Source organism: Bdellovibrio svalbardensis, assembly GCF_029531655.1.
Taxonomy (GTDB): domain Bacteria; phylum Bdellovibrionota; class Bdellovibrionia; order Bdellovibrionales; family Bdellovibrionaceae; genus Bdellovibrio; species Bdellovibrio svalbardensis.
In genome coordinates this window covers 82,423-104,793 of sequence record NZ_JANRMI010000001.1, presented here as the reverse complement: position 1 = coordinate 104,793, position 22,371 = coordinate 82,423, and the positions used below count along the sequence as shown (strand labels likewise).

Here is a 22,371-nt window from a genome sequence, read left to right as displayed (position 1 = left end):
CTTAGTTAGGTTTCAGCGATACTTGTCTTCCTAGCTGACCGGGCAATGTTTTACATGCTTTGGAAGGAGGGCCCCAAACGCCACATTCCAGCATTCCTTGAACTTCGGCCCAGGGGCGTTCGATCAGGTTTGCCAGATATTTTCCTTCACGCAGTGTATTCATGCTCGCGATAAAAACTCCAAGCATCACCACCATTAGCAAAACAGCTTCGATAACAAATTGACCACGTTGGTTTTGCAGAGTGCTTTTCATACTCACTCTTCCCACTTGTTACGTTGGCCTTTGGGAGTAAAGCCACCACCTGTTTCCAGATGGGCTTCCACTCGAGCGGCCATTCGTGGTCCTGACTCTTTGAATGCTTTCCCCGGGGCTGAGATAAAAACCTTCAGCCCGATGAAGAACACTGCAAAAAGCAACAGGACATACTCTATGGTCATTTATCCTCAGCTTCTTAAGCTAATGAAATTACTGAACGTTGACTTGGCCCATGCCGTCTTTAAGCTGACCAATTTTGTCAGATACAGCAGATTGAATATCCTTCTTGAAAATCATCACTAGGCTTACGACAACTACGAGCAAAAGAATGTACTCAGTAGCACCTTGACCTGATTGATTTTTAAAAAGCTTCTTAGAAAAGTTCTTGAACTTCTTCATGGATGTTCCCCCTTTCAGAATTTATCGGCTCAAACGGGGATTCTCTTGAGGGCATACGAGGGAGAATGTGACTGGAACGGTGTCTTATTTTGAGAAAGAAAAGGGATCTGAAGCGGCCAACTTATTTACACTCAGATTTCTCGTCAAAGGTCTTGTCTAATTATTTGCCAGCGCAACTCTTGTGGTCTGGTGTATTTTGAGTTTTTCGAGTTTGGACCTAAGGTGGGGAGGTCCAGTGTGGAATGTGAAGAAGTGAACGTAAATTCTTACAAGTGTTGACGAAAGTCCTAAGAGCGCCTAATTTACAGAACTAGGAGCCCTCATCATGCCGAAGCAAGTAGTTTTTCTTTATGTTTTTTGTGTTCTCGTACTTTTTGTCGTGAACGTCGTCGTTTCGTAACGCCTACTCCGACGGAGTCGGAGTGTAAGTCAGACTAGTTCTTCAAAGTATAGATATCTGGATAGTTTCTTCCGATTTCCTCAGAATCCATTCCGTAACCCACAACATAGCGATCATCAATAGTCTGACCAATATAATCAGCTTTGATCGGCAATTCACGGCGAGCGGGTTTATCAAGCAAAGTGACAATTTTAAGAGAAGCTGGAGCTGAAGCGAACAAACGGCTTCTTAGGAAGCTCAAAGTGCGGCCAGTATCGATGATTTCCTCAACGATCAAAACGTGCTTTCCAGCGATGTTTACAGAGATATCTTTAACGATTTTGATCGCTCCGCCTTTTTCAACCGCTTGAACGTGAACGAAGTCGACTTGCTGTGGAAGATCCACTTTTCTCATCAAATCAGCCGTGACATGCATAGAACCACGGAGTGGACAGATGAAGATCACTTCCTTGCCGTCGTAATCAGCTTCGATTTGTTCTGCAAGCTCAGAGATAAGCCCGTCAATTTCTTCGCGCGTAAGGAAAGGAACCATTTGATCTTTAAGCTGTGCCATTGTTGTGCCTCTTCTGTTCTACAAGTCTGTCTCTACAAATCAATCGATGTAATGCCTGCTGCTTGTGCCATCTTAAGATAACGAAGCGCCTCGGGATGTTGTGGATCCCGAATGAGAATATTCTCCCATTGTTCTGTGGCTTCAGCAATGTTGTTTGAGTTGTAGTAGATAGCCCCAAGCTTTAGGCGAGCTGGAATTAAGTGTGGGTACTCGCGAATCAAAGCCTTAAGATCTTTGATAGCACGTTCAGTATGGCCTAATTGCACATTTACTTCGGAAACACGCAAAGTGATCTCGGCTTTTCTGCCCGAAAGCTTCTGTGCTTTTAACAATTGTTCCAAAGCTTCATTGTAGCGCTTGTACTGGTAGTAAAGGTCAGCCAGTTCTTCGTGTTTAGAAGCAAGCTTCTCGTCCACGAAGGGGTCTTGTTTGCCTGATTTTTTATCCAATTGAGCTTGAGCATCCAGGAAGACCTGTTTGCCTTCATCATACTTACCCAAATCATTGAGGATAATAGAAAGCCCTACGCTGGCGTCCGTGTAAGTGGGATCAATCTCAAGAGCTCTGCGGAAAGTTTTGATCGCTTTGCTGAATTGGCCTTTATCGTAAAAGATTGTGGCCAGCATCTGATAAACTTCAGGATTGCGTGTGTTCTGCAATAGCATCTGATTCAAAATGGGCTCTGCCATCTTGTAATTGCCATTGATGAAATTTCCACGGGCCTCGGAAAGCATGTCGTCAGTGATTGAATTCATCATTATTTCATCACCTTTTCAGCGGCTTTGAATTCAGAGCTGCCTGGGAAATCCGCGGCAAGAATTTTCATATATTTTTCTGCTTTCGGAGTGTCGTCGATCTTCTTCGCGCTGATCACGATGCGAGATAAAGCTTTCTTTTCAAAGCCCAATCCGCCGAAGTTTTTGTAAAGACCTTCATAGCGACCCAAAGCACTGTCATAGATCTCACGTTTAAAGTAGAAATCTGCGATGTATTCTTCTTTTTCACCCAGCATTTTTACAGTCGCAGTGCGTTTTTCTTTAGCCTCTGCCACGTACTGTGAGTTTGGATATTTTTTAATCAAATCAGTAAGATTGAGGATTGTGTCATTCGCCAGAGATAAGTCACGATCGATTGTTGCCGGCAACTGATTGTAGTAGCTCATACCCAAACGGAATTGAACATAATCCGCTTGCGGTGCTGTCGGATGAAGATCCTTAAACATCTGATAGGCTACTTGCGATTCCGCGTAGGACTCTTGCTTGTAGTAAACATCCGCAATCGCAAGTTCTGCTTTGGTCGCAAAGTTGCTATAAGGGAATTTATTTTTTACTTCTGTATAACGACGAATCGCCTCTTCGAAGCGCTCGCCCTTGTCGAATTCCTCGGCAATAGCAAAAGCACCTTCCGGCGTATTGGAGTTTCTCTCCACAGAAGAGCAGCCTGTGATGAACAAGCTGCTTGCGCAAATAAGTGTCATGACTCGGAGCGTTTTTAGCATAGGACTTGAATCATATTTTGGTCTAGGACCTACTGTCAATAAAGGGACATCAATGCTGCCAAAGAAGGAGGAAAAATGCTGCGAATTTCGCTAAAACAGCCTTTTTTTACCATTTTACTGGCTGTGGAAATTCTTTATTTAGCTTTGGCCCTCATGATTCCGCCTCTTCCGGGCTGGAAAATGTTTTCCCATGTGGACTGGGTCGAGTCAGTCAGCCTCAAGGATGACCGCGGCCATGAGGTTCCACTTCGGGGCTACTTGCCGGAAACTTACTATGATTTTAGCGCTTCCACCGCCCAATCGGTGGCGACTTTTATATGCAAAAAGCATCAAGAGATTCCACATTGGATTTTGCAAGTCGAAAGGGAAAGTTATGAGCTTCAAGCAAGTGACTGCATACCTCGAAAAAAATAGTTTGCGATTATTCTATATGTTCTTAGGGGCGGCAGTTTTGCTGCGACTTCTAGATGATGTTCTGCTGGGGCGTTGGGGCATTCATGCCGGTGCAATTTTTCCGTACCGCCATCCGGGATATTTTCCGCTGTATGGTACGACAGGTTTGCTCTTGGAGTGGGCGCTGGCATTGACGGGGGGAGTGTTGCTGTTCACCAATGAAAAAAGAAAAGGCGCATTCTTTGCCGCAATAGCAATGAGCTTAAGTCTTTCTCAAATGATGCAAAATCAGAAAATTCTACTGTGGATAGTTCTGTGGATTGTGGCTTTGACTGATCTGGGAAAAAATATTCCGGCGCGAAAATTTTTAAAGTGGCAAATCGTATTGGTTTATACTTTCGGAGCACTCTCAAAAATATTTGATCAATTTGTGACTGGTGAGACCCTCCACATCATTGCCCTTCGCCAAATGGAGACAACCACAGGTTTGCAAAAATTCCTGTGGAGTCCTCTTTTGAATTCAGGATTTTCAACAATGGTTTCTTACGCGGTGATCGCGTTGGAGCTTCTGATTCCACTCTTATTTATCAGAAAAAAAGAGTGGGCGTGGTTTTTTGTTTTGGTTTTGCACGGAGGATTTGTGGTCATGATGAAGGACCTTTCCTCGTTCACATTTTCGATGTTTGCCCTGGCGTCTTTGTACTACTGCCCAGATGTGATGATGACCGACGAAGACTTAATCCAACCAGTTAATGAGCCGGGGTAAGTGACTTGTGCCCAGTCTTTATCAAGGGTTTTGACGACAACTTCCATTCCACCATATAGATCCAAGATTGCAGCTTGGTTTTCTCCTGGCGCAGTTTGCAGTGAAACTTTTTCTTCGATAACGGTCGCACGCAGAATGCTGCTGTCGTAGATTTTCAGACAGAGCAAAGTTAAGGAAACTATGAATCCTAAAGAAAAAAGAAGACCGATCACCGGTGTTGGTGGGGGCGATTTTTCTTCATGCAAAGCGGTGCGACGACGACCCAAATAAGAAAGAAGAACCCATCCCGCAGCAAAAAGTAAAAGTGCGGTAAGAATGAGATAAGCCAGCAAAGGAACAGGTGCCAACAGCTTAGATCTTACACTTTCGTAAGTCTCTATTTGATGGGGAACGTCTTTGATTTCCATTTGTGATTGGGCATACTTTAGTCCAGCTCGCGCCGTGGTAAGTTCTGGATCGGAAGCCAAAGCTTTGCGCAGAAGGCCAATAGCAAGAGGCTTTTTTCCGAGCTGAAACTGGGCTAAAGCCAAGTTTGTAAGAGCTGTTGCGTTGTGTGGATCTGTCTCCACGGCTTTGGCAAATGCGTCACGCGCCTTTTCGTATTCCTTCGCGCTATAAAATTGAGTCCCTTGCTTAAAGTATTCGGCGAAAGTTGCATTTTGGGCCCACAGTAAAGAGGGCAAAATCAGAGTAAAAAAGAACACGATGAGTCGCTTCGTCATAGGATTTTAAGTTTATAAATAAAAGTCTCTGGATGTCTACACACTTGTCTTTCAGATGTCTTGTCTTAGTCCTGGCCCGAGAGTAAACTGGACGGGCATTTCAAATAACAACCGCTCCGGCGAAGCTGGAACGCAGGTAAGGTCTGGATCAATTCACAGACCTCACGAAAGGTATTATGAGCTCTCTTGTTGGCCACCAAATTAAACAATCTGAAAAAATTAATTCTTTGATTCAAGAGCTTGTGGGTGAAGTGACAAAGCTAAATTCTCAGCTTCCTGGCATTCGCGCACCTCAAGATGATTGCAAAGAGGCAGCAAAACAAAAAATCGAAGCAATTGGTTTAAATCGTGGTCGTCCTCTTCATTACCCATACATGGGAACGGGTGCTGGTCGTGGACCCTACGTGGAGCTAGAAGATGGCAGCGTTAAGTTGGATCTTATCAATGGCATTGGCATTCACTTGATGGGTCACGCAAATCCTCGCGTGATCGCAGCGGCGGTGCGTGGTTCATTGTCTGATATTTTGACGCAAGGAAATCTTCAGCCAAATAATGAATATCGTCTGTTCACAGAAAAAATGGTGAAGATTGCTTCTCGCAACAGCCGTTTGAAGTACGCGTGGATTGCGACTTGCGGAACGATGGCCAATGAAAATGCGCTGAAATTGGCTCGTCAAAAAAATTCACCAGCCAGATACGTTCTAAGTTTCAAAGATGCTTTTGCCGGTCGTTCGACAATGATGGCGGAAGTGACTGATAACCCAGCTTACAAACAAGGACTGCCGGAATATCATGAAGTGCTGCGCATTCCTTTCTATGATAAGCGTGATCCTCAATCTGGCGAAAAAGCATTGGCAGCGTTAAAAGAGCACGTTGCGAAGCACGAAGGCAATATCGCCGTGTTTGGATTTGAACCGATGCTGGGTGAAGGTGGTTATCAGGCGGCTCCACGTGAGTTCTTTGTGCCCCTTCTTGAGTATTGTAAATCTAAAAATATCGCAGTTTGGGCCGACGAGGTGCAGACCTTCACTCGTACCGGCGAATACTTTGCGTTTGAAACATTGGATTTGGGCAAATACATCGACATTTGCACCATCGCAAAAACCGCGCAAATCGGGGCAACGCTTTACACTGAGGAATACAATCCAAAGCCAGGTTTGATTGCGGGAACTTTCTCGGGATCTACGCCTTCATTATCTGCGGGTATGGAAATGCTCGACATGCTTTCAGAAGGCTTCCTGGGACCAAATGGCCGTATTCAACAGATTCATAAACGCTTTATCAGCGGCTTGAATAAATTGAATGAAACGACTTGCAAAGGGATCGCTTCCGATGCGGGTGGTATGGGCTTGATGGTGGCTTTCACCCCACACGATGGCAAAAAGGAAAGCGCGAACTCATTCTTGAATAAGCTTTTTGCAAACGGCGTGATCGCATTCCCATGTGGTAAGGATCCTGTTCGTGCGCGTTTCTTGATTCCAGCTATTATCCAAGACGAAGATATCGACGTGGCTTTGAAAGCGATCGAAAAAACTCTTCTTGAAGGGGCTTAATTGAATTTCGTCGAAGCTTGTCGTCAGCTAATTTCTATCGATAGCACGCCCACTCATGGCAATCGCGAGCTTGCAAAGTGGGCGGCGGCCTTCTGTCGTCAACAGGGTTTGTACGTCGAAGAGCAAGAGGAAATTGTTGGCGACCTAGAGCAGGTTAATGTGATCGCCCGTCCTACGAACGAGCGGCCTATTGCAGAATTCTTGTTGCAGAATCACCTCGACACAGTTGAACCGGGTCCTTTTTCTTTGTGGACTCAGACGGGGAGCAATCCCTTTGATGCACATATCATTGATGGAAGGATCTATGGTCTGGGCGCCGCCGATGTGAAGTTGGATTTCCTTTGTAAGCTGTGGGCTTTGGCTTCTTTTGGCAAAGATCGTGTCTGGAAACTGCATCCTGTTCTGGTGGGCACTTTCGGTGAAGAAACCGGAATGCAGGGTGCCTTAAAACTGATTCGAAAAAATAAGATCGCCGCCAAGATGGCTTTGATCGGTGAACCGAGTGATTTGCAGTTGATCAATGCGGCAAAGGGTTTTGCGAGTGTTGAAATTCGCATTCCTTTCTCGGATGAAGAGGTACAGTATCGCCAAGAACATAATCTTCGCGAAAGTACTTCAACCCAGTCGAAGTTGTTCCGCGGAAAAGCTTCGCATTCGTCGACCCCGCATTTGGGCGAGAGTGCGATTTCCAAAATGCTTGAATATCTGATGATGCTTCCGGATTCGGTGAACGTCATGGAGATCGATGGCGGTGTGAATTTCAATACCGTTCCGAGCAACGCCTTTTTGGAAATCGATATTGATTCAGCTGTGAAGGAGCCGATCGCAAAAAAAATTGCGAATATCTTCCGTGCTATTAAAGCTATGGAATTGGATTTCCTTAACTACAAAGATAATGATTTCCACCCCAGCACTCCCACTCTGAATATCGGCCTCATTCGTACAAACGAAGATGACATTCAAATTTCGGGCAGCTGCCGCATACCGCCGATCATCACCCACGAAGTTTATGAAAAGTGGATGGATGATCTTCGTGTGGTTTGCGAAAGAAATGGCGCTATCTTCCGTGTGAATGATTACAAAAAGCCGTACCGCACAGAGATGAATTCGATGCTGGTGAAAGGCTGTTTGGACGAACTTCGCGCCCTTGGCATGAGTGACAGACCGATCACTCAGCCCTCCACCAATGAAGCGAGTATTTTTTCGCGGGTGGGAATTGAGTGTGTGTGCTTTGGTCCCGGAAAAAGGGAAGATAATGTGCATACACCGAAAGAGCATGTGGCCATTGCTGATTTAGAAAAGGCCATTGAGTTTTATAAGAAGATTATCGAAAGGTTTTGTTTATGAGTTTTATAATTCGATCGGTCCGTCACGACGATTTGAATCAGCTTGTAGACTTGGCAAAACAGTTTAATTTGCTAAATCTACCGGGTGATAGAAAAGTTCTGAGTGAAAAAATCGACCGCAGCGAACAATCGTTCGCAGGTAAGTTGGAAAAAGATAAAGCAGAATATCTGTTTGTTGTTGAAGATTTGGAAGAAAAGCTGATTGTCGGAAGTTCTTTAGTCATCGCCAAACATGGTAATGATGACGTTCCTCATAGTGCCTTCAAAGTCTTGAAGCGCGATCATTTTTCTTCGGATTTAGGAATTGGTTTTATTCATCAAGTATTGCGCTTTCAGCTGGACTTTGACGGCCCAACAGAAATCGGAGGACTTCTTGTCGATAAATCTTACCGCAGACGTCCCGAAAAATTAGGCAAACAGATTAGCCTCAGTCGTTTTCTTTACATGGCTCTTCATCCGGACCGTTTTGAAGAACGCGTTTTGTGTGAGCTGACTCCGCCATTGACTGAGGAAGGTCGCAGCGAATTCTGGGAAGCATTGGGAAGAAGGTTCACAGGTCTTCCTTATCAGGAAGCAGATTTACTCAGTCAATCGCACAAAGAATTTATTGAAAGCCTGTTCCCTCAAGAAGACATCTATTTGGCTCTTCTTGATTCCAAAGCGCGTTTGGTTTTGGGCCGTGTCGGGGAGGCAACTAAGCCTGCTCAGCATTTGTTGGAAAGCATCGGCTTCCACTATTTAGATGAAGTGGATCCTTTTGATGGTGGGCCTCACTATGGAGCCCGCTTGCATGAAATCCTGCCGGTAAAGTACGGCAAACGTGCCAAAGTCACTGAATTTCCGGATGCTTCTTATAAAGATCAGATGCTGGTGGCAACCACGGGCGAAGAGTTCATGGCCTCCCTGTGTTCCGTTGATTTGCGCACCAGTGCGGAAGGCAATCAGGTTGCCGTTGCACCGAAGGCCCGCACGATCTTGGGTCTCGAAGTTGGCGATGAAGTTTATTTAGCACCCTTTCACTACAACAGAGGAAAGTAAGAGTTATGAACACCACCATTTTTCCAGTGAGTTACAAAGGTGATTTTATCAACGGTCAATTTGTTCCTGTCGTCAAAGGTGACGGCGAGTTCAAAGACATCAGCCCCGCGGATCTTAATGATGTCGTAATGGCTGTTCCTTTCAAACATGATCATATCAATCAAGCTTGTGCTGCTGCTAAAAAAGCTTATCCATCATGGGCGATGCTTTCCATGGACGAGCGCAAATCCTATTTGATGCGCCTAAAAGAAATGTACGATTCCCATGTAGACCAAATGGCTCAGCTCATCTGCCGTGATACAGGGAAGCCTCTGTGGGATGGGATGACGGAAGCAAAAGCGTTGGGTGCAAAAATCGACATTACGTTGAATCACTCCATTAAGCTCATCGCTGAAGAACGCGTTGTGAACGCTCTTCCTCAAGTGGATGGGGTGATTCGTCACCGTTCCCGTGGTGTGATGGCGGTTGTGGGTCCATTCAACTTCCCGGCACATTTGCCAAACGGTCATATTATTCCTGCTTTGATCGCCGGTAACACCGTGGTCTTTAAGCCATCTGAGCAAACTCCAGCGGTGGGTCAGTTCATGGCTGAACTCTTTGAAAAAGCAAAATTCCCACCGGGTGTCTTCAACTTAGTGCAAGGGGATGGCGCTGCTGGCGGGCTTTTGGTCGCGCATGAATATGTGGATGGAATTCTATTCACAGGTTCTTACGAAGTGGGTTTGAAAATCAAACAAGAGACGCTCACTCATTATTGGAAGATTCTTGCTCTCGAAATGGGCGGTAAGAATGCAACCATCGTTTGGGATGATGCTGATATGGATAAGGCGGTTTATGAGAGTCTGGTCGGAGCCTATATGACGTCAGGTCAGCGATGCTCTGGAACTAGCCGTATTATCGTTCATCCAAAATTGGCGGATGAATTCACAGAGAGATTCTATCAAGCGGCTAAAAAACTTTCGATTGGTCACTGGTCTGAAAATACCTTCATGGGTACTTTGATCAATGCAGCGGCGGTGGAAAAATACATTCGCTATCAAGAGATCGCGAATCGTGAAAATTGTGAAAGCGTGATGCGCGGTAAATCTTTGGATCTGAAGCACAAGGGCTATTACGTCACGCCTTCAATCCATTTGGTGAAAAAATTCGACCCAAACAGTGTATATCAAAAAAGCGAAATCTTCGGACCTAATGTAGCTATCTATCGCAGCGATGATTTCGACGAAACGATGAATATCGTGAACTCGACGGGTTATGGATTGGCGATGGCTCTCTTTACAAAAAACAAAGAGCTTTATGAGCAGGCTCAGTTCAAAGCCCGCGTGGGGATCTTGAATTGGAATCGCACAACGAATGGCGCAAGTTCTCGTTTGCCATTCGGAGGCATGGGGAAATCTGGAAATGACAGACCGTCCGCGCATTTTGCAGTTCAATACTGTACGGTGCCGGTGGCAAGCCTGGAAGACCCAACGGCTTTCGATCCAACTAAAGCTTTGCCTGGCATGAACCTGGACATGAAATAATGAAGAAGACGATCCTTGTTTTAATTATCGCAGTAGTGGCTTTATTGACAGCAGTGGGTGCGGGGGTAGGCTATTTTGTCTATGATTTCACACACACCCGCCCAAGCGAAGTCGCGCAGGATGTTGTTTATGAAGTAGAGCCTGGAAAGGCTTTTAATACCATCGCCAAAGATCTTGAAAACAAGGGTCTCGTTAGAAATGCGACGCTGTTCTCTTTGTGGGCTCGATTCAAGGGTGAGCGCTCGAAGGTGAAGGTCGGGGAATATCTTTTGCGCACCAATATGCTGCCAGAAGATATCTTGCAGACCTTAATGTCAGGTAAGAGCATTGCCAGAAGTTTCACTGTCTCGGAAGGATTGAGCATTTATGAAATTGCTGATCTTTATGAAAAAGAGAAGTTCGGAACGGCCGCAGATTTCCTGGCATTGGTCCGCGATCCGAAACTGATCCAAAGTCTTTTGGGTGAGCCGGAGGAAAGTTTAGAAGGCTACCTGTTCCCAGAGACCTACATGCTTACGAAGTACACGGACACAAAAACATTGATTACCAACATGGTGAAAAGATTTTTATACGTGTACAACGAAATCATTCCTCAATCTGAAATTAAGGGGATGAGTCGCCGCGAGATTGTGACTTTGGCGAGTATCATTGAAAAGGAAACGGGAGCTCCCGAGGAGCGTCCATTGATTTCTTCAATCTTTCATAATCGTCTGAACAAAAAAATGAAGCTGCAAACGGATCCGACCATCATTTATGGGAAGGCCGAAAAACTTGGAAAGATCGTGATTAATATCACTCGCGCGGACCTATTAACGCCGACCCGCTACAATACCTATGTAATCGACGGTTTGCCGCCAACACCGATCGCCAACCCTGGTCGTGAGGCTTTACTGGCTGCGATTAAGCCAGCGTCCACAAACTACTTGTTCTTCGTCAGTAAAAACGACGGAACACATATTTTCTCAGAAGATTACAAAGCTCATCAAAAGGCCGTACAGAGCTTTCAGCTCAATGCAAAGGCTCGTGAAGGTCATTCTTGGAAAGAGCTTAAGAAGAAAGAAACTCAGCCTGTCGCTCCTAAAAAGTAGGAGCATCTGAATCAGGGATCAGTGCCCTTCGGGGGCGCTGACTCGGTCGAAACTTTTTGTCGCAGCATTGTACTTGAATATATTCAACCGTGGGACCATCTGATCGTCATAGGTCGGAGCTACAATTTCCATCTGTCCGTCAGAATCCACATCCGTCAAAGCCAAATTCGTAGCATTCCCTTGCAGAGAAAAATATCCATCGCGAGATTCAGCCAATGGAATCTTTGCCAACAGGGCTGTTCCTTCTTGGGCATCCAGATCGTAAACCTCAAGACTCAGGGAATTATGCCCTTTGATTTTTAGAACAGTAACTCTAGGCCCCTGGGCGCCAATTTTACCAGAAACTTTTGCTAATATCTCTCGATCCTCAACTGAAAAAGCCTCTTTTACTTTCGTACGCAATGACGGGATCACGGCAACAGTTGTTAAAGCCATTGCCAGGACAGCAAGTGCGATCATGAGGATGAGTTCTTTTTTATTAAAGGCATTTTCGGTCTTCGAAGTCATACTGAAATTCTGCCACAAAAGTCATTGAAGTAGAAACAAAAGAACAGATAAGATCTGTGTGCACTCCGGCTTTGCTGGAGAAAGATGAAGGAGTCCAAATGGCAAAGCTGATTGTGTCTAAATTTGGTGGAACGTCCATGGGGGATGCTGAGTGCATGCTTCGTAGTGCGGAAGTCGCTTATCGCCAGGGATCCAGCATGGTCGTGGTCTCAGCCACCTCTGGAACAACCAATGATTTGATCGCTTTGGGAAAAACAGCTGAATCTCAGTCCTGGTCAGAGGCTGAGAAAATCATCTCAAAGATTCACGCTCGCCACGTCAAGATTGCTTCCGATTTAAACCTTCCGACGGATTTGCTTCAGGCACTGGAAACTTTATTTGAAGAAATGGCTTCCTTGGCAAAGGGGATTCATCTTTTGAAAGATTGTTCAGTCAAGGCTATGGATGCCTTGATGAGTTTGGGTGAACGGATGTCTTCGGTTCTTTGCACAGAGGCTATGGCTCAAGTTCTTCGTAAACACAAAGATGCGAAGTCGGCGAAGCTGGTCGATGCCCGCGATGTTCTTCGTACGGATGATGCCTTCGGGAAAGCGAAACCGATTACTAAAGATATTGAGGCTCTCAGCAATAAACATCTGGGGTATTTGCGTGATTTCAAAACTGTAGTCGTTACTCAAGGCTATATTGGTCGCACCGAAGAAGGGATGACCACGACCTTGGGGCGCGGTGGAAGTGACTATTCTGCGGCAATATTGGCAGAGGGTGTTTCCGCTGACGTTTTGGAAATCTGGACTGACGTTGCGGGGATCGCGACAACGGATCCGCGCATTTGTCCGAAAGCTAAGCCTATCGATGAAATCTCCTTTAAAGAAGCGTCAGAGCTTGCAACCTTCGGAGCAAAAGTTTTGCATCCAGCAACCTTGCTTCCTGCTATTCGCAAGAACATCCCCGTATTTGTGGGTTCAAGTTTTGATGCTGAAGCGCGAGGAACTTGGGTCCGCAAGGAAGTGACGGATTATCCGTTGATTCGCGCGATGGCGATGCGTAAGAAGCAGATTCTGGTCACGCTTTCGACCCCGGAAATGCTTCATGCGCACGGCTTCTTGTTTCAGATTTTTAAAATCTTCAATGATCATAAAGTCAGTATCGATGCGATCACGACTTCAGAAATTTCAGTCAGTGTGACCTTGGATGATTCTACTTTGTTGAACAAGAGATTGATTGCCGATCTGTCTGAAATTGCAGATGTGCAGGTCGAAGAAAATCTGACTTTGATCTCTTTGATTGGCAACAACATCAACCACACGCCGGGCCTTGGAAAGCAAATCTTCGAGACCATTGCAGATATCAATGTGCGTATGATTTGTTTAGGGGCCAGTAAGCACAACTTCTGCTTCCTGGTCAGTGAAGATCAAAGCACAGAGACGATTCAGCGCCTGCATAAAAAGTTTGTGGAAGCTTAGAGGTTTAAAGATGCAAAAAGAAGAATTCTATCAATTGCTGGAGTCACGAAAATCCATTCGTAAATTCAAAACGGATCCGGTTCCACGTGAGGTGATTGAAAGAATTCTGAATGCCGGAATGCACGCACCTTCTGGGAAGAATCTGCAAAATTGGCGATTCTTCGTCGTCACCGGTAAAAAGCGTGATGAGTATTTGCAGCACTCGCAAAAGTCCTGGCTCAGCCTTAAGGATATTCTGGCAAAAAAATTGAAGCCCTCCCTGTACGATTTTACGGAGAGATTTTTCTTCACGCTGGGCGAAGCGCCCGTGTTGATCTTTGCCTATTCGCTCAACGATGTGAACGAACGCCACTACACCAGCATCGGTTCAGTTTATATGGCCGTCGAAAACATGAATTTGGCCTGTCTTGTTGAGGGTCTCGGCAGCTGCACGATGGGGGCTCCGCTGGAAATCAAGGAAGAGGTGGATCGCTTCTTGGGTGTTGATAAATTGCCAGAATATCAAAGTGGCCAACTCGAACTTCTGTGTGGAATGGTCATTGGCTACCCTGACCACAACCCACCGAAGGCTCCTCGCCAAACAGAAAGCCGTGTAACCTGGCTGGAATAGTTGGGTTCGAGAGCTCTTTTGAGGGCGTTTTGATGTGTAAAAGGTACTCGGAAGCGTCAAGGTTCAGTAAGTAGCTGGTTTTATTTCGAAATGAGCGAACAAAAGCACCTTTTCCCTACCTTCTGGTAATGTAGTTTGATATACCGCATCCCTTATGAATCCAGTTGAAGCACTAAAGACTAATCCCTTTGTTCTTGCCCCTATGGCAGGGATTACGGATCACGCCTTCCGCACTTTCATGAAAAAACTTGATGCCAGTGTCGTTGTCACAGAACTCGTGAGCGCGAGCGGTATTGAATACAAATCTGAAAGAACGTTGAAGCTTATGAGTTTCGATGAGTCGCAAAGACCCATCGGCATCCAACTTTTTGGTGAAGAGCCCGAGATTTTGGCAAGAGCGGCAAAAGTTGCTGAAGCTGACGGCTGTGATTTTGTCGATTTGAATTTCGGTTGCCCGGTACCCAAGGTCGTTAAAAAGGGCGCGGGTTCAGCGATGTTGAAAGACCCGGTTCAGTTGCAGAAAGTTCTCGCCGCGGTTAAAGGCGCCGTGAACATTCCAGTGACAATTAAAATTCGCACGGGCTGGGATTCAAACTCTAGAAATGCCTCGGAAATCTGCAATATCGCTTATAACGAAGGCATTTCATGGGTGGCCATTCATGGTCGCACCCGCAATCAAGCTTATTCAGGATTTGCGGATTGGGATTTTATCGCAGAGGTTAAATCCAAGGCGAAGCTTCCCATTATTGGAAACGGAGACATTCTCACACCAAAACAAGCCATTTTAAGACTTGAACAGTCGGGCTGTGACGGGGTGATGATTGGTCGCGGATGTCTAAAAAATCCATTTATCTTTATGGATGCCCTCTCCTTATGGCGAGGGGAGCCGGTTAAAGATGTGAGCAGAGACTACGTAAGTCTGTTCAATAGTCTGAAACATGAGATCGTTGCGCATTGTGATGAACACATCACTGGTATCCAGCTCAGAAAGTTTGCAGCTTGGTTCTCAACAGGGTATTCTGGTGCGGCACAATTCAGAAAGAATCTTTTCCAATCCAAAAGCAACGAAGAGATCATGACCCTGGCGGATGAGTTTTTCTCCGGCATCGGTTCTGTAGAGCAGGCAGATACTAGCTCTGAAGAGTTTTTGATGGGCGGACACGGCTAGCAACCGGGTCTGAAGGGCTCCACTGGCGCAAAAAATAGCGCTAGCGACGCCAAGTAATTTTGATTTTAGAAAATGTTAGTTTAAGCGAATTGAATTTAAGAAGGGTTAAATATGATTCAAGATCCAAAGAAGATTAGAAATATCGCGATTATCGCCCACGTCGACCATGGTAAGACTACCTTGGTGGACCATTTGATTAAGCAAGCTGGTACATTCCGTGACAATGAGCACGTTGATGATCGTTTGATGGACTCTATGGATCTTGAAAGAGAACGTGGTATCACTATCGCAGCGAAGAATGCTTCGTTCATTTACAAAGATATCAAAGTTAACATCGTAGATACACCGGGACATAGTGACTTCGGTGGTGAAGTTGAACGTATCTTGAACATGGTTGATGGTTGTATCCTTCTTTGCGATGCTTCTGAAGGTCCACTTCCGCAAACACGTTTCGTATTGAAAAAAGCTCTTGAGCAAAATTTAAAAGTTATCGTTTGTATCAACAAAATCGACCGTTCAGATGCTCGTATTCAAGAAGTTCACAATGAACTTTTCGATTTGTTCATCGACCTTGAGGCGACTGAAGAACAATGTGATTTCCACACTGTTTACGCTATCGCGCGTGAAGGTATGGCAACTTTGGATCCTGCAGTTAACACAGGTACGTTGGAAGTTCTTTACGATGCTATCGTAAACTTGGTTCCACCACCAAAAATTGATGAAGAAGCTCCACTTCAAGTTATGGTTTCTAACATCTCATACAATGACTACGTAGGCCGTTTGGCTATCGGTCGTATGAGAGCTGGTAAAATCAAAGTGGGTGACGAAGTTCTTTGCGTGCAAGAGCACACTCAGAAAAAAGTAAAAGTATCAGCTTTGTACCAGTATAAAGTGAACTCACAAGTTCCAGCTCAAGAAGTTGGCGCCGGTGATATCGTGGTTATCGCGGGTATGGAAGATTTCACTATCGGTGACACTATCACATCTGCAACTGATCCACGCCCTCTTCCTCGTATCCGTGTCGATGAACCGACAGTGGGAATGGTATTCTCAGTGAATAACGGTCCATTCGCAGGTATGGAAGGTAAGAACGTTACTTCTCGTAAAATCCTAGAGCGTCTTGAAAGAGAATTGCTTTATAACGTTGCGATCCGCGTAGAAAAAACTGAGAACACAGATGCGTTCAAAGTTGTTGGCCGTGGTGAGTTGCAATTGGGCGTATTGATCGAACAAATGCGTCGTGAAAACTTCGAACTTCTAGTTTCTAAACCGTCAGTTATCTTCAAAGAAGAAGGCGGCAAGAAAATGGAACCAATGGAAATCGCAGTTATCGACATCGAAGATTCTTTCGTTGGTGCGGTTACTGAGAAACTTGGTAAACGTAAAGGTGTCATGCAAAACATGGTACAAAAAGGTTCTGGACGTACTCGTCTTGAGTTCTTGATCCCTTCACGTGGTTTGATCGGTTACCGTTCAGAGTTCTTGACTGACACTCGTGGTACAGGTCTTTTGAATACACAATTCAATGGCTGGGAACCGTACAAAGGCGAAATCGAACACCGTATGAATGGTGCCATGATTTCTGACCGCAAAGGCCAAGCAACTGCATTTGCTATTTGGAATCTTCAAGAGCGTGGCATCATGTACGTTGTGCATGGACAAGACGTTTACGAAGGCATGATCGTTGGTGAGCATGCTAAGGACAATGATCTTGAAGTAAACATCTGCCGCGAGAAGAAATTGACTAACGTACGTGCCTCAGGTTCTGATGAAGCTATCCGTCTAGTTCCAGTTCGTCCTATGACATTGGAAAAAGCGATGGAATGGATCAAAGAATCAGAGCTGATCGAAGTGACTCCGAAGAACATCCGTCTTCGTTGCCGCGAGCTCAGCCCGAATGCACGTGCAAGAGCAGCGAAGGAATAATGAGTACAAACGTCGCCATTGAGATTAAAGATTTAACAAAGAAGTACGAAGACAAAATTGCTGTCGACGGAATAAATCTGGAAATCTACAAAGGCGAATGTTTCGGACTTCTTGGTCCTAACGGGGCTGGCAAAACAACAACGATGAAGATGATGTATTGCTCGGCCCTCGTATCAAGCGGGGAACTTTATGTTCTCGGCTTGAATGTTAAAAAGAATTTCCGCGAAATCAAATCTAGAATCGGCGTCGTCCCTCAAGAGGACGGCCTCGATCCCGACTTTACAGTCCTCGAAAATCTTCTCGTTTATGCAAGTTATCATAATATTCCTGCTGCTGAGGCTGATCTCAGAGCTCAGGCATTGTTGCGTCTGATGAAGCTGGAAGAATACCAAGATCGTTCAGTGGAGACATTGAGTGGCGGTATGAAACGCCGTTTGGCGATAGCCCGGGGATTGATTAATTCTCCGGAAGTTATTTTCCTGGATGAGCCGACGACGGGTTTAGATCCGCAAGCGCGAATCTGGATCTGGGATTTCTTCAAGCATCTTAAATCTGAAAAAAGCACTTTGGTTCTGACGACTCACTACATGGAAGAAGCGGAGCAAATGTGTGATCGTGTTGCGATCATGGATAACGGCAAGATCTTGACGATCGGTAAGCCGAAAGATTTGATCCGCGAATTGATCGGCAAGGAAGTGGTTGAATTCGATACAAATCCTGTGGATTTGAACTACTACCTTGGGCGTTTGCGATCTGAAGGCTATGCCTATCAGGTTATCAAAGATACAGTTTCGGTTTTGGTAAAAGAACATCAAGAAGGTCGCAAAGTTGTGGACCTGATTGCAAGTGATAAGATCTTTATCCGTAAACCCACTTTGAATGATGTGTTTCTAAAATTGGCAGGCCACCAATTGAGGGATGAATAGCATGAAAATCAAAGAGCTTTTCTCTATTCCTCAAGTCAATGATGGTGCCCTTAAGGTTTGGCAGCGCAATTTTTTGTACTTCAAAAAAACATGGTTGGTTTCTTTATTCTGGATTGTTCTTGAGCCGGTTATTTATTTAGGTGCAATTGGCTTCGGCCTTGGGGCCTTCGTTAATAACATGGGCGGCATGTCTTATATCGAATTTTTCTTTCCGGCGTTGCTTTGTACGACGGCGATGCTTGTCGCTTTCTTTGAAGGAACTTATGGGAACTACACGAAGCTGACTCATCAAAGAACTTACGCGACGATTATGCTGACTCGTGTGGGACCTGAGGAAATTGTGGGTGGAGAATTGTTGTGGGCCGCCTCAAAGGGATTCTTCGGGGTGATGGGCGTGACGATTGTTGCGATTTTCTTTGGTCTTATTGATTCTTATAAGATCTTGTTGGCATTGCCTGTTCTATTTTTACTTTCAAGTTTGTTCTCATGCATCGGAATGATCTTCACTTCGATTGCCAGAAACTATGATTCATTTATCTATTCAACATCGGGATTGATTGTCCCTATGAGTTTGCTCAGCGGAACTTATTTCCCGCTTGATCAATTACCACTGGGCCTGCGCTATGTTGCCTACTTGTTTCCGCTGACGCACGGGGTGGCGGCGGTGCGGGGGATTCTGCATAATGGGAATCCGCTATGGATTTCCGTTCACGTCTTGATATTGCTACTAGCCACCTGGATCTGCATGAATGTGGCTTTCGTACGCATTCGTAAAAAACTTCTTAAATAATTACAGAGAATCGCCAGTTTCAATGCTGATAATCTGGCGAGTTACGGCGTCGACTTTGAATTTCAAGGTCTTCTTAGACTTGGTGCTTTCTTCGAGAAGTTGCTTTAGCTCGACAGCATTTTGATCTTTGGGGAAATTATAGAAAGCCGCGTGCTTGCCTATAAGAATTTTGAATTGGCTGTCGGTTTCAATAAACTCTCTGACCGGCCCGTTGAGTTCGTTGACGATGGACGTAGGAATTCTTTTAAAACCAGTAAAAGTTTTTGCTTCAGCACTCATGGCTATAGTCTGCACTCCCAAGAGGATAAAGAGCAATACAATCAGATGTTTCATTAGTTCACTCCTTTTTGAGTTTGCGAGTTAGTCGCTTTTCCAGATCCCAGTCGGCGCATATTTATAATTTTTAAATAACCACTGTATTGTTCCATGACTTCTTTGGCATCTTTGAGGTCCTCGGTATGCCAATTGTATTTCTTGTCTTCACTTTTTAAGGGACCATATTGGAAGCGCGCACCATAGTAGACCTTTTTGACTTGGGCTTTGGGAATGCCCTCCGCTTTCATTTTGTCGGTCCATTCATCGACGGTCACAGGCTTATCGAAAAGTGAAGGATCGAAGACCATCAACTTGGCTTCCCCAGTGGGTGCTTTGACATAAAGAACAGGGGCGACATGATAGCCCCATTCAATTTCCGGAAAAGTGGGATCTTTACTTTTGACTCTTAAAATTCCTGTTGCCCAGACTTTACCCATTTCGATCTTCTCGGCCTCGGCGATGCGAGCCATGGCTGTGGCCCGGGCATAACAGCCGTCAATGGGGAAGCCGAAGGGAATTTCTGTGTGCGATTTGAATTCTGCGAACAGCTCATCGGCACGTTGTTGGGTAATAACAGTGACGTCGACATTATGGGACTCGTCAAATGCATCCGGAATCGGCATGGACGCCGCAAGTACGATCAGAGCTAGAAGTAGAATTCTTAAAATCATGTTAAATGAAGATCGGAATTTCTAACGACTGTCTGAATGGCCCTTGGTCTAGCTAAGTTACAACTACTCTTCGTTTTCCTGGTCCTCTTGATCAATTTTTTCCAAGTCTTGTAAAGTCATGGAATCCTCGACGGCTCCAGGCTCTTCAGGGGGAGGTGCCGGACTTAAGAAATTTTGAATTTTTACGGTCGCGATGTCGTACTCGGTCTGGCTAATGCGACTGTATTGGAACATATCGCTGACGATGCGATTGAGTCTTTTGCGAGCGAAAGGAGTGAGCTCTTTCTTAAAATAAGAGCGGGAATACTTTTCGGGATTAGGAAGAACCATGGCGAGAAATGCACTTTCCACGACATCAAGTTCTGCGGGAGTTTTCTTGAAGTAATATGCCGCCGCTTTTTTAACTCCGTAAATGTCCTTACCAAACTCGACAACATTCAGATATCGTTCCAGGATTTCCTTTTTCGTCAGAGTTTTTTCAATACGGTCGGTGATGATCGCTTCAAGACCTTTTCGTAAGAAAGTTTTATCTTTATTTAGGAATAAATTTTTGGCGAGCTGTTGAGTGATCGTCGAACCGCCGCGTTTGTAAACGCCTTTTTCCCAGCCCTCGCGGAAGTTTTTCTCAATCGCATCCCATTCAAAGCCATGATGGTTATAGAAATTCGAATCTTCAGTCAGGAGGATAGTTTTTTGCAGATACGGCGAGATTTGTTTCAATGGAACATAGTCTTTAGATCCAGGGCAAAGCGTGACGTGATACATTGTTGTGATCATGCAGCCTTTGATTTCCGTTTGAGTGGGGAGCCAGTTCCATAAGAACAAGGCAGCAGCCAACATCATCGCAGCAATCGCAAAGAAAAAAACGCCAAACCACTTCATATTAAGAAAGAAGCCCGTGTTCTTTCATCCACTGAACGCTGTTGTGAATCGCTTCACGCGCGGGACGAGGTTTGAAATCGAGTTCTTGTTGGGCTTTGCTGGAATCGAACCAATGATACATCGTTGCGGTCCAGGCGTTTTCCCGGCTCAAAGGACCTTTCATGCCGATTCTTTCCAAACAGTCACCGACGGCACCGACAACATGGATCACTTGATCGGGCAAGTGGTGAGGAGGAGGTGTTACGCCAGCTTCGTTGGCAATCATCGTGAAGAGATCTTTGATGCGAATGTTTTCCCCGGCAAGAATATAGCGTTCCCCCTTCTTGCCTTTCTTCCATGCGCTCAGGATTCCTTGTACGACATCCTCAACAGCGACAACATTCACGCCGCCAGAGGTGTAAAATTTAAATCGACCTTGCGCCACTTTGACCTGCATTTTGCGGCTGCCTTTTTTGGCATCGCCGGGGCCATAGACTGTTGAGGGATTTAAAATCACCGCATCCAGCTCGCCGCGATCACAGGCTTTTTTGACAAGTTCTTCAGCTTTGTGTTTTGTCTCAAAGTAGCCCAGATCCAAATCATGGACATTGAAGTCTGAGCCTTCGTTCAGAACCTGATCGTCGCTGCGACTGCTGCCAATCGCGACGACTGAAGACAGATAGACCATTCGGCGAACTTTACATTCACGGCAAACTTCGATGACATTCGCGGTCCCGTGCACGTTCACTTTTTCCATTTTTGCACGTTCTGATTTCTTGTAGGCAATAACGCCCGCCAAATGAAAAACAGTATCGATTCCTTTGAAAGCTTCGAGAAGGGACAGGATGTCGGTCACGTCACCATGAACGAACTTACAATTGACGCCATGGAGTTCGGAAACATCGGCATTCGGTCTGACCAAAGCAAACACTTCATGGCCTTCATCGACCAGAGCACGAGTCACCCAGCTACCCAGAAATCCGTTTGCACCTGTTACCAGAACCTTCATGTTGTCGTTGCTCCATTTGTATCAATACGTCCCATAGCTCTTTGACAGAGCTTCGCAAACATAAATCCAACCATCGCACCCAATAGACCACCACAGATGACATCTAGCGGGAAATGAACACCATTGTAAATACGGCTATAACCAACCAAGGAAGCAATGAAATAAAGTGGAATTGCCGCCAACGGATAGATAATAGAGAGGAATGTCGCGACACTGAACATATTTGTCGCATGATTTGAAACAAAACTGTATCCGCCGAAAGGTGCACGGACTTGAACTGTAAGATCTTGGGTTTCTGCAGGTCTTGGTCGTTGCACTGTTTTCTTAAAGGCATAGTTGCCAATACCGTCAGAAATTAAAACGGCCATCACGCAAAATAGCAAAATAGTCAGACCTTTTTTCAGTCCGCGAGTCCAAATGAAGAGACCAATTAACAGGGGAACGACCGTCAACTTGAAGGGAAGTGTTTTGTGAAGGTCTGTGATGTTTGGAAAAAAGTGGTCTGCCCAAGAAGAGGTCCACTGAGAATTGATCAGTACAAAAAGACGTTTATCGAGGTTCACTATAAATTCGAGCATGTGCGAAATCAT

26 protein-coding genes are annotated in these 22,371 nt (G+C 45.3%); 13 read left to right on the top strand and 13 right to left on the bottom strand.

Features of this window, described 5'->3' with window-relative positions:
- Position 1: 1 nt before the first annotated feature.
- The 6 genes from NWE73_RS00510 to NWE73_RS00485 all read right to left on the bottom strand — a co-directional run bounded on the left by NWE73_RS00510 (position 2) and on the right by NWE73_RS00485 (position 3,085).
- On the bottom strand, positions 2–253 hold the full coding sequence (locus NWE73_RS00510) for a TadE/TadG family type IV pilus assembly protein (RefSeq protein ID WP_277576310.1): 252 nt from the start codon (positions 251–253) through the stop codon (positions 2–4).
- Positions 254–255: 2 nt separating this feature from the next.
- Positions 256–438, bottom strand: a complete 183-nt coding sequence (locus NWE73_RS00505) for a hypothetical protein (RefSeq protein ID WP_277576309.1) — start codon at positions 436–438, stop codon at positions 256–258.
- 28 nt (positions 439–466) lie between these two features.
- Entirely contained in the window at positions 467–655 is a 189-nt protein-coding gene (locus NWE73_RS00500; protein ID WP_277576308.1) for a Flp1 family type IVb pilin, read from the bottom strand.
- Between the two features lie 434 nt (positions 656–1,089).
- The gene (gene hpt, locus NWE73_RS00495; protein ID WP_277576307.1) at positions 1,090–1,608 is read right to left on the bottom strand and encodes a hypoxanthine phosphoribosyltransferase; all 519 of its coding nucleotides are present in this window, start codon (positions 1,606–1,608) and stop codon (positions 1,090–1,092) included.
- Positions 1,609–1,640: 32 nt separating this feature from the next.
- Positions 1,641–2,366, bottom strand: coding sequence for a tetratricopeptide repeat protein (locus NWE73_RS00490; protein WP_277576306.1), 726 nt, complete (start codon positions 2,364–2,366; stop codon positions 1,641–1,643).
- Positions 2,366–3,085: an outer membrane protein assembly factor BamD gene (locus NWE73_RS00485; RefSeq protein ID WP_277576305.1), complete on the bottom strand. Its 720-nt coding sequence runs from the start codon at positions 3,083–3,085 to the stop codon at positions 2,366–2,368. The genes NWE73_RS00490 and NWE73_RS00485 overlap by 1 nt, the downstream gene beginning before the upstream one ends.
- 96 nt (positions 3,086–3,181) lie before the next feature.
- On the opposite strand from NWE73_RS00485, the gene NWE73_RS00480 reads away from it, so the two are divergent.
- Positions 3,182–3,520, top strand: a complete 339-nt coding sequence (locus NWE73_RS00480) for a hypothetical protein (RefSeq protein WP_277576304.1) — start codon at positions 3,182–3,184, stop codon at positions 3,518–3,520.
- Complete coding sequence (locus tag NWE73_RS00475) at positions 3,480–4,265, top strand: hypothetical protein (protein ID WP_277576303.1); 786 nt, start codon at positions 3,480–3,482, stop codon at positions 4,263–4,265. The genes NWE73_RS00480 and NWE73_RS00475 overlap by 41 nt, the downstream gene beginning before the upstream one ends.
- Here the strand turns inward: NWE73_RS00475 and NWE73_RS00470 are convergent.
- Entirely contained in the window at positions 4,202–4,987 is a 786-nt protein-coding gene (locus NWE73_RS00470; protein ID WP_277576302.1) for a tetratricopeptide repeat protein, read from the bottom strand. The genes NWE73_RS00475 and NWE73_RS00470 overlap by 64 nt on opposite strands.
- Positions 4,988–5,163: 176 nt before the next feature.
- Between NWE73_RS00470 and NWE73_RS00465 the strand changes: the two genes are divergently transcribed.
- From NWE73_RS00465 to mltG, 5 genes are read left to right on the top strand one after another with little or no spacing between them, the layout of a single operon-like run.
- Positions 5,164–6,540, top strand: a complete 1,377-nt coding sequence (locus NWE73_RS00465) for an aminotransferase class III-fold pyridoxal phosphate-dependent enzyme (RefSeq protein WP_277576301.1) — start codon at positions 5,164–5,166, stop codon at positions 6,538–6,540.
- The gene (locus NWE73_RS00460) at positions 6,541–7,887 is read left to right on the top strand and encodes a M20 family metallopeptidase (protein WP_277576300.1); all 1,347 of its coding nucleotides are present in this window, start codon (positions 6,541–6,543) and stop codon (positions 7,885–7,887) included.
- Positions 7,884–8,924, top strand: coding sequence for an arginine N-succinyltransferase (locus tag NWE73_RS00455; RefSeq protein ID WP_277576299.1), 1,041 nt, complete (start codon positions 7,884–7,886; stop codon positions 8,922–8,924). The genes NWE73_RS00460 and NWE73_RS00455 overlap by 4 nt, the downstream gene beginning before the upstream one ends.
- 5 nt (positions 8,925–8,929) lie before the next feature.
- Positions 8,930–10,447: a succinylglutamate-semialdehyde dehydrogenase gene (locus NWE73_RS00450; RefSeq protein ID WP_277576298.1), complete on the top strand. Its 1,518-nt coding sequence runs from the start codon at positions 8,930–8,932 to the stop codon at positions 10,445–10,447.
- Entirely contained in the window at positions 10,447–11,535 is a 1,089-nt protein-coding gene (gene mltG / locus NWE73_RS00445; protein WP_277576297.1) for an endolytic transglycosylase MltG, read from the top strand. Before NWE73_RS00450 ends, mltG begins: the two co-directional genes overlap by 1 nt.
- A gap of 18 nt (positions 11,536–11,553) precedes the next feature.
- Here the strand turns inward: mltG and NWE73_RS00440 are convergent, their stop codons facing one another.
- A complete protein-coding gene (locus NWE73_RS00440; RefSeq protein ID WP_277576296.1) occupies positions 11,554–12,042 on the bottom strand; it encodes a hypothetical protein in 489 nt (162 codons plus the stop codon).
- Between the two features lie 98 nt (positions 12,043–12,140).
- Here NWE73_RS00440 and lysC point away from each other — a divergent pair, with 98 nt between their 5' ends.
- From lysC to NWE73_RS00410, 6 genes are all read left to right on the top strand, one after another.
- A complete protein-coding gene (gene lysC, locus NWE73_RS00435) occupies positions 12,141–13,505 on the top strand; it encodes a lysine-sensitive aspartokinase 3 (protein WP_277576295.1) in 1,365 nt (454 codons plus the stop codon).
- A gap of 10 nt (positions 13,506–13,515) precedes the next feature.
- Positions 13,516–14,115 (top strand): nitroreductase family protein, encoded by a 600-nt coding sequence (locus tag NWE73_RS00430; RefSeq protein ID WP_277576294.1) that lies wholly within the window; start codon positions 13,516–13,518, stop codon positions 14,113–14,115.
- 154 nt (positions 14,116–14,269) lie between these two features.
- On the top strand, positions 14,270–15,283 hold the full coding sequence (gene dusB / locus NWE73_RS00425) for a tRNA dihydrouridine synthase DusB (RefSeq protein ID WP_277576293.1): 1,014 nt from the start codon (positions 14,270–14,272) through the stop codon (positions 15,281–15,283).
- A gap of 111 nt (positions 15,284–15,394) precedes the next feature.
- The gene (gene typA / locus NWE73_RS00420; protein ID WP_277576292.1) at positions 15,395–17,209 is read left to right on the top strand and encodes a translational GTPase TypA; all 1,815 of its coding nucleotides are present in this window, start codon (positions 15,395–15,397) and stop codon (positions 17,207–17,209) included.
- Positions 17,209–18,135 (top strand): ABC transporter ATP-binding protein, encoded by a 927-nt coding sequence (locus NWE73_RS00415; protein WP_277576291.1) that lies wholly within the window; start codon positions 17,209–17,211, stop codon positions 18,133–18,135. Before typA ends, NWE73_RS00415 begins: the two co-directional genes overlap by 1 nt.
- 1 nt (position 18,136) lies before the next feature.
- Positions 18,137–18,925 (top strand): ABC transporter permease, encoded by a 789-nt coding sequence (locus NWE73_RS00410; RefSeq protein ID WP_277576290.1) that lies wholly within the window; start codon positions 18,137–18,139, stop codon positions 18,923–18,925.
- Here NWE73_RS00410 and NWE73_RS00405 read toward each other — a convergent pair whose 3' ends face one another.
- The 5 genes from NWE73_RS00405 to NWE73_RS00385 all read right to left on the bottom strand — a co-directional run bounded on the left by NWE73_RS00405 (position 18,926) and on the right by NWE73_RS00385 (position 22,371).
- Positions 18,926–19,258, bottom strand: coding sequence for a hypothetical protein (locus tag NWE73_RS00405; protein WP_277576289.1), 333 nt, complete (start codon positions 19,256–19,258; stop codon positions 18,926–18,928).
- On the bottom strand, positions 19,258–19,911 hold the full coding sequence (locus tag NWE73_RS00400) for a protein-glutamine glutaminase family protein (RefSeq protein ID WP_277576288.1): 654 nt from the start codon (positions 19,909–19,911) through the stop codon (positions 19,258–19,260). Before NWE73_RS00400 ends, NWE73_RS00405 begins: the two co-directional genes overlap by 1 nt.
- 63 nt (positions 19,912–19,974) lie before the next feature.
- A complete protein-coding gene (gene mtgA, locus NWE73_RS00395) occupies positions 19,975–20,793 on the bottom strand; it encodes a monofunctional biosynthetic peptidoglycan transglycosylase (protein WP_277576287.1) in 819 nt (272 codons plus the stop codon).
- A gap of 1 nt (position 20,794) precedes the next feature.
- On the bottom strand, positions 20,795–21,781 hold the full coding sequence (locus NWE73_RS00390; RefSeq protein WP_277576286.1) for an NAD-dependent epimerase/dehydratase family protein: 987 nt from the start codon (positions 21,779–21,781) through the stop codon (positions 20,795–20,797).
- Positions 21,778–22,371 (bottom strand): phosphatase PAP2 family protein, encoded by a 594-nt coding sequence (locus tag NWE73_RS00385; protein ID WP_277576285.1) that lies wholly within the window; start codon positions 22,369–22,371, stop codon positions 21,778–21,780. The genes NWE73_RS00390 and NWE73_RS00385 overlap by 4 nt, the downstream gene beginning before the upstream one ends.

Bases quoted from the DNA above. Each gene is read 5' to 3' on its own strand.
- NWE73_RS00510 (WP_277576310.1), bottom strand. From the start codon at position 253: ATGAAAAGCACTCTGCAAAACCAACGTGGTCAATTTGTTATCGAAGCT.
- NWE73_RS00470 (WP_277576302.1), bottom strand. From the start codon at position 4,987: ATGACGAAGCGACTCATCGTGTTCTTTTTTACTCTGATTTTGCCCTCT.
- NWE73_RS00430 (WP_277576294.1), top strand. From the start codon at position 13,516: ATGCAAAAAGAAGAATTCTATCAATTGCTGGAGTCACGAAAATCCATT.
- dusB (WP_277576293.1), top strand. From the start codon at position 14,270: ATGAATCCAGTTGAAGCACTAAAGACTAATCCCTTTGTTCTTGCCCCT.
- NWE73_RS00385 (WP_277576285.1), bottom strand. From the start codon at position 22,371: ATGATTTCGCACATGCTCGAATTTATAGTGAACCTCGATAAACGTCTT.
- NWE73_RS00405 (WP_277576289.1), bottom strand. From the start codon at position 19,258: ATGAAACATCTGATTGTATTGCTCTTTATCCTCTTGGGAGTGCAGACT.
- NWE73_RS00465 (WP_277576301.1), top strand. From the start codon at position 5,164: ATGAGCTCTCTTGTTGGCCACCAAATTAAACAATCTGAAAAAATTAAT.
- NWE73_RS00455 (WP_277576299.1), top strand. From the start codon at position 7,884: ATGAGTTTTATAATTCGATCGGTCCGTCACGACGATTTGAATCAGCTT.
- lysC (WP_277576295.1), top strand. From the start codon at position 12,141: ATGGCAAAGCTGATTGTGTCTAAATTTGGTGGAACGTCCATGGGGGAT.
- NWE73_RS00400 (WP_277576288.1), bottom strand. From the start codon at position 19,911: ATGATTTTAAGAATTCTACTTCTAGCTCTGATCGTACTTGCGGCGTCC.
- NWE73_RS00410 (WP_277576290.1), top strand. From the start codon at position 18,137: ATGAAAATCAAAGAGCTTTTCTCTATTCCTCAAGTCAATGATGGTGCC.
- NWE73_RS00415 (WP_277576291.1), top strand. From the start codon at position 17,209: ATGAGTACAAACGTCGCCATTGAGATTAAAGATTTAACAAAGAAGTAC.
- NWE73_RS00485 (WP_277576305.1), bottom strand. From the start codon at position 3,085: ATGACACTTATTTGCGCAAGCAGCTTGTTCATCACAGGCTGCTCTTCT.
- NWE73_RS00500 (WP_277576308.1), bottom strand. From the start codon at position 655: ATGAAGAAGTTCAAGAACTTTTCTAAGAAGCTTTTTAAAAATCAATCA.
- mltG (WP_277576297.1), top strand. From the start codon at position 10,447: ATGAAGAAGACGATCCTTGTTTTAATTATCGCAGTAGTGGCTTTATTG.
- NWE73_RS00505 (WP_277576309.1), bottom strand. From the start codon at position 438: ATGACCATAGAGTATGTCCTGTTGCTTTTTGCAGTGTTCTTCATCGGG.
- NWE73_RS00450 (WP_277576298.1), top strand. From the start codon at position 8,930: ATGAACACCACCATTTTTCCAGTGAGTTACAAAGGTGATTTTATCAAC.
- NWE73_RS00480 (WP_277576304.1), top strand. From the start codon at position 3,182: ATGCTGCGAATTTCGCTAAAACAGCCTTTTTTTACCATTTTACTGGCT.
- NWE73_RS00440 (WP_277576296.1), bottom strand. From the start codon at position 12,042: ATGACTTCGAAGACCGAAAATGCCTTTAATAAAAAAGAACTCATCCTC.
- mtgA (WP_277576287.1), bottom strand. From the start codon at position 20,793: ATGAAGTGGTTTGGCGTTTTTTTCTTTGCGATTGCTGCGATGATGTTG.
- hpt (WP_277576307.1), bottom strand. From the start codon at position 1,608: ATGGCACAGCTTAAAGATCAAATGGTTCCTTTCCTTACGCGCGAAGAA.
- NWE73_RS00475 (WP_277576303.1), top strand. From the start codon at position 3,480: ATGAGCTTCAAGCAAGTGACTGCATACCTCGAAAAAAATAGTTTGCGA.
- typA (WP_277576292.1), top strand. From the start codon at position 15,395: ATGATTCAAGATCCAAAGAAGATTAGAAATATCGCGATTATCGCCCAC.
- NWE73_RS00490 (WP_277576306.1), bottom strand. From the start codon at position 2,366: ATGATGAATTCAATCACTGACGACATGCTTTCCGAGGCCCGTGGAAAT.
- NWE73_RS00390 (WP_277576286.1), bottom strand. From the start codon at position 21,781: ATGAAGGTTCTGGTAACAGGTGCAAACGGATTTCTGGGTAGCTGGGTG.